Source organism: Alcanivorax sp. (genome assembly GCF_002733835.1).
GTDB lineage: Bacteria > Pseudomonadota > Gammaproteobacteria > Pseudomonadales > Alcanivoracaceae > Alcanivorax.
In genome coordinates this window covers 1-15,063 of the sequence record NZ_NVWY01000015.1, presented here as the reverse complement: position 1 = coordinate 15,063, position 15,063 = coordinate 1, and the positions used below count along the sequence as shown (strand labels likewise).

The following is a 15,063-nucleotide window of genomic DNA, read 5'->3' as shown; positions in this document are numbered from 1 at the left end:
CGGCCTTTATTCCTTCAGCTTCTTTTCGATCTCATCGATGCTGATATGGCGCACATCCTTGCCTTCCACCAGATAGATCACCTGTTCGCCGATATTGCGGGCATGGTCGCCGATGCGCTCCAGGGCACGCAGGGACCAGATGATGTTGAGTACCCGGGAAATGGCCCGCGGATCTTCCATCATGAAGGTGACCAGCGAGCGCATGGCGCTGCGGTATTCCAGGTCCACTTCTTTGTCTTCGGCGGCCACGGCCAACGCTTTCTGGGCATCGAAGCGGGCAAAGGCATCCAGGGAATCGCGCAGCATGTTGCGCACATGGTTACCGATATGGCGCACTTCCACATAACCGCGGGGCGACTCGCCTTCTTCCGCCAACTGCAGCCCCATGCGGGCAATTTTGGCTGACTCATCACCAATGCGTTCAAGGTCGGACACCGCCTTGGACACGGCAATAATCAAACGCAAATCCGACGCCGCCGGCTGGCGCAGCGCCAACACCTTGGTGCATTGCTCGTCGATCAGAATTTCCAGATTATCGACCCGGTCTTCGGTTTCGATCACTTTTTCTGCCAGCGCCGAGTCTGCCTGCAGCAATGCCTGAAGCGCATCCACTACCTGCTTTTCCACCAGACCACCCATTTCCATCAGGTGGTTACGGATGGATTCCAGCGCTTCGTTAAACTGGGTCGAGCTGTGCTCGCCAAAATGCATACGGTCCATTCTCTTGCTCTCCTTACCCGCGCGTTAACCGAAGCGGCCAGTGATATAAGCTTCCGTCAGATCGTGTTCGGGCTTGGTGAACACAGTCTCGGTATCATTCATTTCCACCAGACGACCCAGGTGGAAATAGGCGGTACGGTGCGATACCCGCGCGGCCTGCTGCATGGAGTGAGTCACGATGGCGATGGTATAAGACTCGCTCAGCTCGCTGATCAGCTCTTCGATCTTGGCGGTGGCAATGGGATCCAGTGCGGAACAAGGCTCATCCATCAGCACCACTTCCGGGCTCACGGCAATGGTTCGGGCAATACACAGACGCTGCTGCTGACCGCCGGACAGGCCCGTGCCTGGTGCGTGCAGACGGTCTTTCACTTCTTCCCACAGCCCGGCCTTGCGCAGGCTGGTTTCCACGATTTCGTCCAGGTCATATTTCTTGTTGGCCAGGCCGTGAATACGCGGGCCATAGGCCACGTTGTCATAAATGGATTTCGGGAAGGGGTTGGGCTTCTGGAACACCATGCCCACCCGGGCGCGCAGCTCCACCACATCCAGCTTGGGGTCATACAGATCCTGGCTTTCCAGATGCAGGCTGCCCTTCACCTTACAAATATCGATAGTGTCGTTCATGCGATTGAGACAACGCAGGAACGTGGATTTACCACAACCGGACGGGCCGATCAGTGACACCACCTCATTCTTGCCGATATCCAGGCTGACGCCATGGATCGCCTGGTTATCGTCATAGAACACCTCCACATCGCGCAGGCGCATTTTCGGGTCATCCACAAAGGGCGTGCCCACGGTCTGGTCTGGATAGGGGGTGTCTTGTGTCATCGCTGCTTGCTCATTTATGGCCTTGTCTCTGGCCGCATCATTGGTGCCCAGAGCCGGTTTGTCCAGTTGCTGTGCGGTTTCCATAAGTCGGTTCCTCGTTATCCGTCCGTTACCAGCGCCGCTCAAGGCGCTTGCGCAGAATCACCGCCAGCGTGTTCATGGTGATCAGGAAAGCCAGTAGCACCATGATGGCGGCGGACGCCAGGGATTCGAAAGATTGTTCCGGGCTGTCTGCCCACAGGTAAATCTGCACCGGCAGCACGGTTGCCGCATCCAGCGGGCCGGCGGGCAGGTCCACAATAAAGGCCACCATGCCGATCATCAGCAGCGGCGCCGTTTCCCCCAGCGCCTGGGCCATGCCGATGATGGCGCCGGTGAGCATGCCGGGCAGGGCCAACGGCAGCACATGGTGCAACACCACCTGCATTTTCGAGGCACCCAACCCCATGGCCGCCTGGCGAATACTCGGCGGTACCGCCTTGATGGCAGCACGGCTGGAAATGATGATGGTCGGCAACGTCATCAGCGTCAGCACGATACCGCCTACCAGGGGCACCGAGCGCGGCAACCCAAACAAGCCGATAATCACCGCCAGCCCCAACAGACCGAAGATGATCGACGGCACCGCCGCCAGGTTGTTGATGTTCACCTCAATGAAATCGGTGAAGCGGTTCTTGGGAGCAAACTCTTCCAGATAGACCGCCGCGGCCACACCGATGGGAAAACTCAGCACCAGCGTCACGATCATGGTGAACAGGGAACCCAGGATCGCACCCAGAATACCGGCTTGCTCCGGCTCACGGGAATCGCCGTAGCTGAACAGGGACTGGTTGAAAACCATGCGGGTTTCCCCGGAGGCTTCCAGCTCCGCCACCCAGGCCTGTTGCTTTTCGTTCAGGCGGCTGTCTTCACGCTGCTTTTCATTCGCCTTGAGAAACAGATCCACATCGTCATCGGCCAGCAACCAGAGAGTGCGGGTCTCACCCAGAAGGGAAGGATCCTCGCGCAGCATGTCACGCAGGGCATAACCGGCACCGGTGCTCACCAACTGATTGAGGGCACGGGTGTCCAGGCGGGACTCCACGCCGGGAAAGCGGTCTGCCAGGGCGTCACGAATCACCCCCTGGTAATTACCATAGTTGAGCTGCTCTTCATCACGGGGGTCACTGACATCCATCACTTCGGCATCAAAGGTCACCGGCAGCTGGATTTCATACTCCACGAAAGCACTGTGACCCTTGCCGATAATATCGGTGAACAGCAGCACCAACGCCATCAAACCAATGCCAATCGCACCAAGACCAAAGGCCTTGAAGCGTTTCTCTGCCCGGTAGCGTCGGGCCAGGGTCTTGCGAACTTTTTCTGTGGTTTGGCTCATCATTTTTCTCCCGACGCTAGTCGTACTGCTCGCGGTATTTCTTCACGATATGCAGCGCGAAGATATTCATGACCAGGGTAGTAATGAACAACATCAGGCCCAGGGCAAAGGCCGCCAGGGTCTTGGCGCTGTCGAATTCCTGGTCGCCGGTCAGCAGAGTCACAATCTGTACGGTGATGGTGGTGACCGCTTCCAGCGGGTTGGCGGTCAAATTGGCGGCCAGGCCGGCGGCCATCACCACAATCATGGTTTCACCAATGGCACGGGAGGCCGCCAGCAAAATGCCCCCCATGATCCCCGGCAGCGCCGCCGGGAAAATCACTTTCTTGATGGTTTCACTCTTGGTGGCGCCCAGCCCCAATGAACCGTCACGCATGGCCTGGGGCACCGCCGTAATCACGTCATCTGCCAGGGATGACACAAACGGAATAATCATGATGCCCATTACCAGGCCCGCCGCCAGAGCCGACTCCGAGGCCACATCCAGGCCAACGGATTCACCCATACCGCGAATAAAAGGCGCCACCGTCAGGGCGGCAAAGAAGCCGTAGACCACCGTGGGCACCCCGGCCAGCACTTCCAGTGCCGGCTTGGCCACCGTGCGCACCCGCTTGCTTGCGTACTCTGCCAGGTAGATAGCTGACATCAGGCCCACCGGCACTGCCACCAACAGGGCAATGGCCGAGATCAGCATGGTGCCCATGAACAACGGCACCGCACCAAAAGCGCCTCCGGATGCCACCTGGTCAGCGCGCAGGGCAGTCTGCGGGCTCCACTGCAACCCGAACAGGAAGTCCGTCACCGGCACCTTGCCGAAGAAGCGGATGGATTCGAACAGCACCGACATGACGATGCCCACGGTGGTGAGAATGGCCACCGTGGCGCAGAGCATGAACAGCGTCTGCAGCACACGCTCTACCTGCTGGCGGGCACGCAGTTGCGGTGACACTTTCAGCCAGGCCCAGGCACCGCCGAACATGCACAACACAATGACTACCACCGTCAGCGCCATGGCGCTGGTCTGGCGTAATGACTGCAGATGTTCCGCCGCTGCCGCGATGGGCGGCTCCACGAAATTGACAGGCAGCGCACCACTGGCAACGTTCTGGATTTTGCTGAGCGTGAGGTTATAACTGGACGCATCCGTCGGCTGCAGTTCCGCCGGCAAACTGGCCAGCACCTGCTGACGAATGATGCTGTCATCAAATGCCAGCCACAGCCCCAGCACCACCAATGCTGGCAGTGCACACCACATGGCCGAACGCATGGCGAAATAGAACGGCAACGAGTGCAGGTGGCGAATGCCGCCCAGCGGGCGGGCCAGCGCAAAGGAGCGGCGAAGCCCCAGGTAGTAAGCGCCGGCCACCATCACTACCAACAGCAACAGCAGGTTTCCGGTTTGCATGTATCACTCCGATCGGATTTGCTCAAACAAGATCACCGCAGCAATCTTGGTGGAACAAACACGCCTTGTCAGGGGCGAAAAAGCCCGGTGGCAAATACCACCGGGCCAAAAGCATCCATGCTTTTTATTATTTCCTTTCTTACAGCTCGTTGCCCGTCATGGACTTCAGGCCGCGGGCCTGCTTGGCCATGGACTTGCGCAGGTCATCACCCAGCGGGATTAGGCCCTTCTCAGCCAGGTAGCCCTGATCACCCCAGGCTTTCTCGCTGGTGAACTCCTTCACGTAACCTTCGATACCCGGTACCACACCCACGTGAGCTTTCTTCACGTAGAAGTACAGGGAGCGGGACACCGGGTAGTCGCCGGAACCGATCGCTTCGAAAGTGGGCTCAACACCGCCAACGTTGGCAGCTTGTACCACACCGCGGTTCTGATCCAGGAAGGAGTAACCGAACACACCGAAGGCATCCGGGTTCTTTTCCAGCTTCTGCACGATCAGGTTATCGTTTTCGCCCGCTTCCACGTAGGCGCCGTCTTCACGGACGCTGCGGCAGATGGCCTTGTACTTGGACTTGTCTTCACCCTTGATGGCTTTCAGCCAGGGGAACGTCTTACAGCCGCCTTCGATGGCCAGCTCGTTGAACGCATCACGGGTACCGGAAGTCGGCGGCGGACCCAACACCTCGATTTTCACGTTGGGCAGGGCCGGGTTCACTTCTTTCCAGGTCTTGTAGGGGTTGGCTACCAGCTCTTCGCTGCCATCCGGGTTCGGTACATCCTTGGCCAGGGCCAGGAAGACGTCACGCAGGGACAGGTCGATGTGCTTACCCTTCACGGAATTGGCAATCACGATACCGTCATAACCGACCTTCACTTCGGTGATGTCTTTCACACCGTTGCTCTGGCACAGCTCGAACTCGGACTTCTTCATGCGACGCGATGCGTTGGTGATGTCCGGGTGCTGGGTGCCCACGCCCTGACAGAACAGCTTCATGCCGCCGCCAGAACCGGTAGATTCGATTTTCGGGGTGGCGTTGCCGGTACGGCCAAAACGCTCAGCCACAACGGTGGCGAACGGGTAGACCGTGGAAGAACCCACGATAGAGATAGTGTCACGCGCCATGGCGGTGGTCGGTACGCTAGCCATAGCCAGCGCTGCCGCGGCACCTGCCAGTGTTGTTTTCATCTTGAAGTTCACAGTAAAAGCCTCCTAGTTACATGGCACCGGCGCTGGTAAGGAAAGATCCACCCCGGTTTATTCTTAACAACAAGTCTTGCAAGCCAGTTCATGTTTCAGCACAGCGCATGCTAGAGAGGGTTTGTTACAGCCACATTACAGCGAGATCGCATTCAGGCTACACGCATCATGCACCACGCCCAACCGGGCATGTATGCTGAATGCGTGCTGCCTGTGGCGTTTTCCGTATAATGCCCATTTTCACCGATCTCCCGACAATAATGACAAAACAGCGCCTACAGCACTGCCAACAAGGGCTTACCGCCTTCACCATCGCCGTCGGCCGTGGCAGCGCCTGGCTGTCCCTGCTGCTGGTACTTGGCATGGTGCTGGTGGTGGTGCTGCGCTACGGCTTCGATATCGGCAACATCGCCCTGCAAGAGTCCCTGACCTACCTGCACGGCGGCCTGTTCATGCTGGCCATCGCCTACACCCTGGCCGAAGACGAGCATGTCCGGGTGGATGTGCTCTATCAGCGTTTCAGCCCGCGCGGCCGGGCCTGGGTAAACCTGCTGGGCACCCTGATGCTGCTATTACCCGTGTGTGCCGCCATGTTCTGGTTGTCACTGGACTATGTGGCCAGCAGCTGGCGCGAGCAGGAAGGTTCCGCCAATGGCGGCCTGCCCTTTGTCTATCTGCTCAAGACCCTGCTGCTGGTGCTGCCCGCGCTGCTGACCGTTCAGGCCATCGCCGAACTGTTACGCCACGGCCTGACGCTACTGGGCGCCAGCCCACCCGCCAGGATCAGCGAACACGATCAACATCCGGAGGAGGGCCTGTGATGGAATGGCTCCCGCTGCTGATGTTCGTGGCTGTCTGCCTGGTGTTGCTCACCGGCTACCCGGTGGCCTTTGCTCTGGGCGGCACCGCGCTGCTGTTTGCGGCCGGCGGCATCCTCACCGGCACCTTTTCCCCCTCGGACCTGACCTTTGTGCCCAACCGGCTGTTCGGCATTATCGAGAACAGCACGCTGATGGCGGTACCGCTATTCGTGTTCATGGGGGTAATGCTGGAAAAATCCCGGGTGGCGGAGAAGCTGCTGTCCAGCATGGGCCAGCTGTTCGGCCCGTTACCCGGCGGCATGGGGCTGGCGATCATCCTGGTGGGCGCCCTGCTGGCCGCCAGCACCGGCATTGTGGGCGCCACCGTAGTCACCATGGGCCTGCTCTCGCTACCCACCATGCTCCGTCAGGGCTACCAACCGCAGCTGTCCACCGGGCTGATCTGTGCCACCGGCACGCTTGGGCAGATTATTCCGCCGTCGATTGCGCTGGTGTTGCTGGGCGATGTGCTGGCCAACGCCTATCAGGACGCCCAGCTCAAGCAGGGCTTGTGGTCACTGGACACCGTGTCGGTGGGGGACTTGTTTGTCGGGGCGCTGATTCCCGGGCTGATTCTGGTAGGGCTGTACCTGCTTTATGTGGTGGTGATCAGCCTGTGGAAACCGCAATGGGCACCCGCCTTCGCCGCCACTGACGGCGAACCCCGAGGCTGGCGCTCCCTGCTGGGCGGCCTGGTTCCACCGCTGCTGCTGATCGCGGCGGTGCTCGGCTCTATTCTCACCGGCAAGGCCACCCCCACGGAGGCCGCCGGGGTCGGCGCCTTTGGCGCCCTGCTGCTGGCGGCCGCCAACCGGCACCTGAACCGGGCCATAGTTGGCGAGGTGGTCCGCGCCACCAGCCGGGTCACCGCCATGGTGTTCATGATCCTGATCGGCGCCAGCCTGTTTTCGCTGGTATTCCGTGGCTTTGGTGGCGAAGAGGCGGTGCATAACCTGTTCGCTGCCATGCCCGGCGGCGTGGTCGGTGCCACCGTCATGGTGATGCTGCTGATTTTCCTGCTCGGCTTTATTCTCGATTTTATCGAGATCACCTTTGTGGTGGTGCCCATTGTAGCCCCGGTATTGCTGGGCATGGGGCTGGACCCGATCTGGCTTGGCGTAATGATTGCATTGAACTTGCAAACCTCGTTTCTGACCCCACCCTTCGGGTTCGCGCTGTTTTATCTGCGCGGGGTGGCGCCGCCGGAGGTAAAAACCACGCACATTTATCAGGGCGTGATACCCTTTATCGCCATACAATTAATCATGCTGGGCATTCTGGCGTTGTTCCCGGAACTCGCCACCTGGCTGCCGCATACGCTCTACGGATAACAACATGACAGACCATACTGACGACGCACCCCAGCCGATTGGGACCCTTGCCATCCAAACCATCGCCATGCCGCAGAGCGCCAACTGGAATGGCGATATTTTCGGCGGCTGGCTGGTCTCACAGATGGATCTGGCCGGTGCCGTCACCGCCCGCAAAAAAGCCCGGGGCCGCGTGGCCACCGTGGCCATCGACTCCATGGCCTTCCTGCGCCCGGTGCCCGTGGGCGCCGTGGTGAGCTGCTACACCCGGCTGCAGGACATCGGCCGCAGCTCCATGCAGATTCTGGTGGAAGTGTGGGTACGCGAAGACACCGGCACCCTGTCGAAAGTGACCGAAGGGCACTTCACCTTCGTGGCCATTGATGACACCGGACGGACCCGGGCGGTGCCCAGGGACTGACTGCACACCTCAAACTGCAAGGCGCAGGCTACGAAGCTACTGTAGGAGCACCACTCGAGGTGCGAACCGCGTGCAAACGCGGAAATCGCCCACAGGGCGATCAGGGATTGCAGCGCTCGACAGATCGATCCAGGAACGGCGACAGAAACATGAGCCTCGTCGCGTTCGCACCTCGAGTGGTGCTCCTACAGCGGCTCTGATCAAGCTTTCTTGGCAAGCTCACTACGCACATTCATATACGACTGCTCTGCCACGGCCATGGTCTGCATGGACTCGTCGCGGAAACGGCGGTAGGAGTTGTACACCTTGCGGGCATCCTTGTTGCCCGCCACCAGCGCTTCGATGACCTCATCGCTGGCGTCTTTCAGGGCCTTGAGCACGTCGTCAGGCAGACGGCGCAGCTTCACACCGTGCTTGTTCACCAGCTCATCGAGAGCCGCATTGTTGCGGGCGGTGTATTCGTCGAGCATGTCCTGGTTTTCAGACTGGGCGGCGTAACGGATGATCGCCTGCAGGTCCGCAGGCAGCCCTTCCCACACCTTCTTGTTGATGGTCAGTTCCAGCGTCGGGCCGGGCTCCTGCCAGCCCGGGTAGTAGTAATACTCCGCTACCCGCTGCAGGCCGAAGGTCAGGTCGTTATAGGGGCCAACCCAATCCGCCGCATCAATGGCACCGGTTTGCAGCGAGGTAAAAACCTCGGCACCGGGCAGCTGTACCGGCGTGGCGCCGACCTTGCCCAGCACCTCCCCGGCCAGCCCGGGCATGCGCATTTTCAACCCTTTCAGGTCCTCAATGCTGTTGATTTCCTTGTTGAACCAGCCCGCCATCTGCGTACCGGTGTTGCCACAGGCGAACGGTTTCAGGTTGAACTGGGCATACAGGTCATCCCACAGTTCCTGGCCGCCACCATGGTGCAACCAGCCGTTCATTTCCTGGGCGGTTAGGCCGAAGGGCACCGCGGTAAAAAACGGCGTGGCCGGGTGTTTGCCTTTCCAGTAATAGGCGGCACCATGGCCCATTTCCGCACTGCCCTGGCGCACCGCATCGAATACCTCAAAGGCCGGCACCAATTCTTTCGCGCCATAGACCTTGATCTTGATCCGCCCGGCGGACATTTCTTCCACACGCTTGGCAAAACGGTTCGCCCCTGCGCCCAGGCCCGGATAGTTCTTGGGCCAGGTAGTGACCATTTTCCATTCGTAGGTCTGCTGGCTTGGCGCTTTCTTCTCGGGCTCCGGCGGTGCCGCCACCGTCTTGTCTGTGGGCGGGCAATCTTTCTGTTCACAGCCGGCCAGTGCCAGGCCACCCAGCCCCAGACCCAGGGCAGAAACAAATTTACGGCGGTCCAAGAGTCATCCTCCATCATTGGGCAGCAATGAACGGCCACCCCATTGTTCTTGTCGACGGGTCTTACGTCTGACGTCGGAAGTCAGACGCAACAACACATCCCGTACCCAATTGTTATCTCCGCGTCAGACGTCCGTCGTCCGACGTCAGACCTGCGTCAAATCACTTCCAGCCGGGCGTACTGGCTGACCAGCCACTTGGTGCCGGCGCCGTCGAAATTGATTTGCAGGCGCGCGTTCGGGCCCTGCCCTTCAAAGTGCAAGATAGTGCCTTCCCCGAATTTCGGGTGCAGCACCCGCGCCCCCAGGCTGATGCCGTTGGATTCGGTTTCCCGAATCGGCTTGGCCGCCCCGCCCATGGGCCGGCTGAAGCCAGCGCGGGCGCGGATTTCTTCCAGCGTTTCGGCAGGGATTTCGCGCAGGAAACGGCTGGCAGGATTGTAGTTTTCGTTGCCGTACAGACGGCGGCTTTCCGCGTGGGTCAGGTACAGCTCGCGCATGGCCCGGGTCAGACCCACGTAACAAAGACGGCGCTCTTCGGCCAGCCGGCCCGGTTCCTCGCTGGACATCTTGTGCGGGAACAGCCCCTCTTCCATACCGGTGATAAAGACCACCGGAAATTCCAGCCCCTTGGCCGAATGCAGCGTCATCATCTGCACTGCATCCTCGTGGGCGTCGGCCTGCCCCTCGCCGGACTCCAGTGCCGCGTGATCCAGAAACGCAGTCAGGCTGTCCAGTTCCGACTCTTCGTCTTCGTCACCGAATTCACGGGTGGCGGAAAGCAGTTCGCGCAGGTTTTCCAGCCGCTGCTGGCCCTTTTCGCCTTTTTCCTTGCCGTGGAATTCCAGCAGGCCACTGGCCTCGATCACATGTTCGGTGGTTTGCGCCAGGTTCAAACCCTCACATTGCTTTTCCAGCTGGGCGATCAAGTTCAGGAACACAGCAAGGGCATTAGTGGCACGGGCAGTAAGCAATTGCTCACCTACTACCGCCTGAGCCGCTTCCCACAGGGATACGCTTCGCTGGCGGGCCACCTCCCGCAGGGTTTCCAGGGTCTTGTTGCCGATGCCACGGGTAGGCGTATTCACCACCCGTTCGAAGGCCGCATCCGCATGACGATGGCTGAGCAGGCGCAGGTAGGCCAGCGCGTTCTTGATTTCCACCCGCTCGAAGAAGCGTTGCCCACCATAGATACGGTAGGGAATCCCCGCCTGCAGAAATGCCTCTTCCAGCACCCGTGACTGGGCGTTGGAGCGATACAGCACCGCCATTTCCCGCCGCGCGGTGCCTTCCTGAAACAGCTTGTCCATGCGCCCGGCAATAAAGCGCGCCTCGTCCACTTCATTGAAACCGGAATAGAGCCGAATCGGATCGCCATCGCCACCCTCGGTCCACAGCTCCTTGCCCAGGCGGTCGCTGTTATTGCCGATCACCGCATTGGCGGCTTTCAGGATGGTACCGGTGGAGCGATAGTTCTGCTCCAGGCGAATGGTGCGGGTGTCCGGGAAGTCGCGGCTGAATTTGTGGATATTCTCGATCTTGGCGCCGCGCCAGCCATAGATGGACTGGTCATCGTCACCGACAATGGTGACCGCGTTATTTTCGTCCGCCAGCAACCGCAGCCAGGCGTACTGAATACTGTTGGTATCCTGGAATTCGTCCACCAGAATGTGCCGGAAGCGGCGCTGATAGTGGCCGCGCAGGTTCTCGTTGTCGCGGAACAGCTCCAGCACCCGCAGCAGCATTTCATTGAAGTCCACCAGCCCGCCACGCTCACAGGCCTCTTCGTAGGCGAAGTAGATCTTCTGCATGGTCAACGCGAACAGATCGCCGCCCACATCCATATGCCGGGCACGCAGGCCCTCATCTTTCTGGCCATTGATAAACCAGGTGGCCTGCCGGGCCGGCCAACGCTGTTCATCCAGCCCCAGCTCCTTGCTCACCCGCTTGATCAGGCGAATCTGGTCGTCCGCATCGATGATCTGGAAGCCCTGGGGGAGCCCGGCCTCCTGCCAGTGGGCCCGCAGCAACCGGTGGGCAATGCCGTGGAAGGTGCCCACCCACATGCCGTCGGCGGACATATCCAGCAGCTGCTCGATACGCCCACGCATCTCCGCGGCGGCCTTGTTGGTAAAGGTCACCGCCAGAATGCCAAACGGCGAGGCCTGCTCAGTGGCAATCTGCCAGGCGATCCGGTGCACCAGCACCCGGGTTTTTCCCGAGCCGGCCCCGGCCAGCACCAGCAAATGTCGGTCATCGGCAGCCACCGCATCGCGCTGGGCCGGGTTCAAGCCATCAATAAGGGAAGTCACATCGTCCATGGCGCGAAAGTTTAGCAGAATGTCCCTGCCGGTGATGCCCGCCAGGGCGGGCAATTTTGCCTGACGGCCCCCTTCTCTATTATTCATCCACGAAAGTCGGTTTCCCTCGCCCCCTACCTGTGGGTAAACTGGAAAACAAAAACACTCGGCCCCGAGCCAGAGGAAGAAAACACGGTGTCTTCGCAGTCTCCATCATCCCAGCCGGTACCACCGTTCAACGGTGTACTTAATGAACAGTGCCAATTGCTGCTAAGCGGCATCGCCGCCCTGTTGCTGCTGGAAAGTGCCGCCGCCATTACCCTGGTGTGGACTTACTGGTTTACCCCGATCGCCCACTCGTCCCTGCTGATCTGGCTGGGTGTCATTGCGGCGGTACAGATTGTCCGCCTGCTGGTCCTGCCCTATTGTCACCGCCGTCTTGATGCCCAGGAAACCATGCCGTTCTGCCGCCGCATGCTCTCCGGGCTGGCCCTGTCCACGCCGTTGCTGATCGGCCTGGCCGGCTACCTGTTCAACCCGCTGGAAAGCCTGTTTACCCCACAGATGCTGGGCGCCCAGCTGGTTTGTGCCTGCCTGGGCCTGGGCCTCAGCGTGATGGCGCTGGCCGCCTACAGCAGCCATTTCCCCACCGTGTTCCTGTATCTGTTGATGCTGCTGGGCCCGACCGTGGCCCGCCTGGCGGAAACCCAGGAGAATCACCCGCTCTCACTGTTTACACTGATATCCCTGCTGGGGCTCTTTTTTCTGGTCGCCGCCCGCCGCATCAACCGCACCGGCCACCAGGCGATGATGCTGCAGGCCAGCAACCGCTCCCTGATTGATTACCTGAACCGGGCCCGCAGCGACGCCGAAGCCCTGAACGAAAAGCTGGCGCAGGAAATCTATGAGCGCAAGGAGGCCCGCCAGCGGCTGCAGGAAACCAACGATCGGCTGGAAAGCATGGTGCAGGAACGCACCCAGGCCCTGGGCGAGACCAACACCGCCCTGGCCGCCACCAGTGAACGGCTGGAACTGGCGCTGGAAGCCAGCAACATCGGCCTGTGGGACTGGATGCTGGATACCGGGCGCAACTACCACACCAACTTCGACCGGCTGCTGGGTTACGACAGCGCCTACTTCAAGAACTTCTTCGGCGACCTGGAAACCCTGGTCCACCCGGACGACCTGACCCGCATCCGCCGTGCCATGGTGTCTCACTTCAAGGGCGAGGACAGCCGCTACCACGCGGTGTACCGGCTGCGCCACGCCGACGGCAGCTGGCGCTGGATTGAGGATGAAGGCCGGGTAGTCTCCCGCAGCCGCGACGGCCGCGCCACCCGCATGATCGGCACCCGCCGGGACATCACCGATGACCGCCAGAGCCAGGAACAGCAACGCCTGGCCGCCACCGTGTTCGAAAATGCCCCGGAAGGCATCTTCATCCTCGATCAGGCGTTCCGCTTCCTCGCCGTGAATGCTCGCTTCGAGCAGATCACCGGCTATTCCGAATCCCTGGTCATCGGCCGCCGCATTCTCGAGGATGAACAGACTCACCCCAACCGGGACGTCTACCTGGGCATTACCGCTGCCCTGCAGGAAAACGGCTTCTGGGAAGGGGAAATCAGCGAACGCCGTCGCAATGGTGAAATGTTCCCGGAATGGCTACAGATGAGCGCCGTGCGCGACGAACAGAAACGGGTGATTCGCTATGTGGGCATGATGTCTGACCTGACCTCCCGCAAGGAAACCGAGCAACAGCTGCAATTCCTGTCCAACTACGACCGCCTCACCGGCCTGGCCAACCGCACCCAGTTCCGTGAGCATCTGCACAAATCGCTGACCCTGGCCCGCCTGAACCGGGAAAAAGTGGCCCTGCTGATGATCGACCTGGACCGCTTCAAGCCCATCAATGAATCCCTGGGCCATGAAATCGGTGACCGCCTGCTCAAGGCTGCCGCCGAGCGTATTGCCCAACATGCTGGCGGCGAAGAATCCCTGGCCCGGGTGGGCGGCGATGAATTTACCCTGCTGCTGGAAAATCACGGCGGCGAAGGCAGCATCAGCCAGCAGTGCCAGAAACTGATCAACGCCATGAAAAAGCCGTTCCTGATTGACGGCCACGAACTGCTGCTGGGCGCCAGCATCGGCATCAGCCTGTTCCCGGATACCGCCAAAGAAGCCCAGAGCATGATCAACCAGTCCGACATGGCGGTGTACCAGGCCAAGCGCAGCGGCGGCAATAACTTCCAGTTCTATCGCAGCAACATGCGGGTAGCGTCGGTGGAACAGCTGGCCCTGGAAACCAGCCTGCGCAAGGCCATCTTCAAGAATGAATTCGTGGTGCACTACCAGCCGAAGATGGAGCTGGCCAGCAACCGCATCACCTCGGTGGAAGCCCTGGTGCGCTGGCAGCACCCCACCATGGGCCTGCTGCCGCCGGCGGACTTCATTCCCCTGGCCGAAGAAACCGGGCTGATTTCCGCCATCGGTGAACTGGTGCTGGAGCGCTCCTGCCGCCAGGCCCACAAGTGGTACAAACAGGGGCTGGGCAACATCTGTGTATCGGTAAACCTGTCAGCCCACCAGTTCCGCAAAGGCAACGTGGCAGAAATCGTGGACCGGGTACTGTCCACCACCGAACTGCCCCCGCACCTGCTGGAACTGGAACTCACCGAAAGCCTGATCATGGAAGACATGGAGCAGAACATCGAACTGCTTCAGCAACTGCGCACCCGGGGCATTGAACTGGCGCTGGACGATTTCGGCACCGGCTATTCGTCGCTGAGCTACCTGAAGCGCTTCCCGGTGGACACCCTGAAGATCGATCGCTCCTTCATCATGGATCTGGACAAGAGCCCGGACGATGCCGCCATTACCCGCGCCATCATCGACATGGCCCACAGCCTGAAGATGAACGTGATCGCCGAAGGGGTGGAAACCGAAGACCACCTGAGCATTCTGCGCGACATGCATTGCGACAGCATCCAGGGCTACCTGATCAGCCGCCCGGTGCCGGAAAACGAGTTACTGGAACTGCTACACACCCAGGCCTATAGACAGCAGTTGAAAGTTGACAATTGATAGTTGACAGCTACGCGGAACAGGGCTGTTTTTTCTGAAATAAAAGAGGCCGCGCCCAAACTTTGGGCGCGGCCTCTACGGTTTCAAAACATGACGTGCTGCGGCGTGTCGCTGGAATGCCCCGGAAAAAGTAGACACCTTCATTTGGAGAGAAGGTGTCATGAAATACAAAGCCAAGCGCTACTTCAGCGATGATTTCAAACGCGAGGC

At 60.1% G+C, this 15,063-nt stretch carries 12 protein-coding genes; 4 read left to right on the top strand and 8 right to left on the bottom strand.

Features of this window, described 5'->3' with window-relative positions; genetic code table 11:
• Positions 1 to 6: 6 nt before the first annotated feature.
• The 5 genes from phoU to COA55_RS08870 form a co-directional block, all read right to left on the bottom strand.
• Positions 7 to 720, bottom strand: a complete 714-nt coding sequence (gene phoU / locus COA55_RS08890; protein ID WP_063519543.1) for a phosphate signaling complex protein PhoU — start codon at positions 718 to 720, stop codon at positions 7 to 9.
• Between the two features lie 24 nt (positions 721 to 744).
• Positions 745 to 1,638 carry a phosphate ABC transporter ATP-binding protein PstB gene (pstB, locus tag COA55_RS08885; RefSeq protein WP_290492739.1) on the bottom strand — a complete coding sequence of 298 codons (894 nt, stop codon included), beginning with the start codon at positions 1,636 to 1,638 and terminating at the stop codon, positions 745 to 747.
• 25 nt (positions 1,639 to 1,663) lie between these two features.
• Positions 1,664 to 2,932 (bottom strand): phosphate ABC transporter permease PstA, encoded by a 1,269-nt coding sequence (gene pstA / locus COA55_RS08880; RefSeq protein ID WP_290501612.1) that lies wholly within the window; start codon positions 2,930 to 2,932, stop codon positions 1,664 to 1,666.
• Positions 2,933 to 2,948: 16 nt separating this feature from the next.
• Positions 2,949 to 4,337, bottom strand: coding sequence for a phosphate ABC transporter permease subunit PstC (gene pstC / locus COA55_RS08875; RefSeq protein WP_063519540.1), 1,389 nt, complete (start codon positions 4,335 to 4,337; stop codon positions 2,949 to 2,951).
• Between the two features lie 139 nt (positions 4,338 to 4,476).
• Positions 4,477 to 5,523 (bottom strand): substrate-binding domain-containing protein, encoded by a 1,047-nt coding sequence (locus tag COA55_RS08870; protein ID WP_290501611.1) that lies wholly within the window; start codon positions 5,521 to 5,523, stop codon positions 4,477 to 4,479.
• Between the two features lie 272 nt (positions 5,524 to 5,795).
• Here COA55_RS08870 and COA55_RS08865 point away from each other — a divergent pair, with 272 nt between their 5' ends.
• From COA55_RS08865 to COA55_RS08855, 3 genes are read left to right on the top strand one after another with little or no spacing between them, the layout of a single operon-like run.
• Positions 5,796 to 6,356 carry a TRAP transporter small permease subunit gene (locus tag COA55_RS08865; protein WP_290501610.1) on the top strand — a complete coding sequence of 187 codons (561 nt, stop codon included), beginning with the start codon at positions 5,796 to 5,798 and terminating at the stop codon, positions 6,354 to 6,356.
• Complete coding sequence (locus tag COA55_RS08860) at positions 6,356 to 7,726, top strand: TRAP transporter large permease subunit (protein ID WP_290501688.1); 1,371 nt, start codon at positions 6,356 to 6,358, stop codon at positions 7,724 to 7,726. Before COA55_RS08865 ends, COA55_RS08860 begins: the two co-directional genes overlap by 1 nt.
• Before the next feature lie 4 nt (positions 7,727 to 7,730).
• Positions 7,731 to 8,126 carry an acyl-CoA thioesterase gene (locus COA55_RS08855; protein WP_063519537.1) on the top strand — a complete coding sequence of 132 codons (396 nt, stop codon included), beginning with the start codon at positions 7,731 to 7,733 and terminating at the stop codon, positions 8,124 to 8,126.
• Between the two features lie 200 nt (positions 8,127 to 8,326).
• On the opposite strand, the gene COA55_RS08850 is transcribed toward COA55_RS08855, so the two are convergent.
• Positions 8,327 to 9,475, bottom strand: coding sequence for a TRAP transporter substrate-binding protein (locus COA55_RS08850; RefSeq protein WP_290501608.1), 1,149 nt, complete (start codon positions 9,473 to 9,475; stop codon positions 8,327 to 8,329).
• Positions 9,476 to 9,630: 155 nt separating this feature from the next.
• Positions 9,631 to 11,793, bottom strand: coding sequence for a DNA helicase II (gene uvrD, locus COA55_RS08845; RefSeq protein ID WP_290501686.1), 2,163 nt, complete (start codon positions 11,791 to 11,793; stop codon positions 9,631 to 9,633).
• A 174-nt stretch (positions 11,794 to 11,967) separates the two neighbouring features.
• Between uvrD and COA55_RS08840 the strand changes: the two genes are divergently transcribed.
• Positions 11,968 to 14,853 (top strand): GGDEF domain-containing phosphodiesterase, encoded by a 2,886-nt coding sequence (locus tag COA55_RS08840; RefSeq protein WP_290501607.1) that lies wholly within the window; start codon positions 11,968 to 11,970, stop codon positions 14,851 to 14,853.
• A gap of 10 nt (positions 14,854 to 14,863) precedes the next feature.
• Here COA55_RS08840 and COA55_RS08835 read toward each other — a convergent pair.
• The coding region (locus tag COA55_RS08835) for a hypothetical protein (protein WP_290501606.1) at positions 14,864 to 15,063 on the bottom strand (200 nt) is incomplete at its 5' end.